Below are 255 nucleotides of genomic sequence, written 5' to 3'. Positions count from 1 at the left end.
TGCTGAGCAGCGGTTGTGCGTGGCGGTTGCTGCCGCCGTCGTTCGGGGTGAGCGTGCCCACGGCGCATCGCCGGTTCACGGTATGGACGAACGCTGGGGTGTGGCGGCGGCTGCATCGGGCGGTGCTAGACGAGCTGGGTTCTGCCGGGCTGATCGATTGGTCCAGGGCGGTGGCCGACGCGGCGAGCGTGCGGGCGAAAAGGGGGGCGATCTGACCGGCCCGAACCCGGTCGATCGGGGCAAACCCGGCTCGAA

The 255-nt window shown here is 70.6% G+C and carries 1 pseudogene; it reads left to right on the top strand.

Going from position 1 to position 255, the window contains the following annotated elements:
* A pseudogene (locus IU459_RS40660) lies at positions 1–255 on the top strand (transposase); the annotation flags it as partial.

Origin of the sequence: Nocardia amamiensis (genome assembly GCF_015477605.1) — a bacterium.
GTDB classification, from domain to species: Bacteria; Actinomycetota; Actinomycetes; order Mycobacteriales; family Mycobacteriaceae; genus Nocardia; species Nocardia amamiensis_A.
The sequence above is the reverse complement of the archived record's forward strand: the minus strand, read 5'-3'. Positions and strand labels throughout refer to the sequence as shown.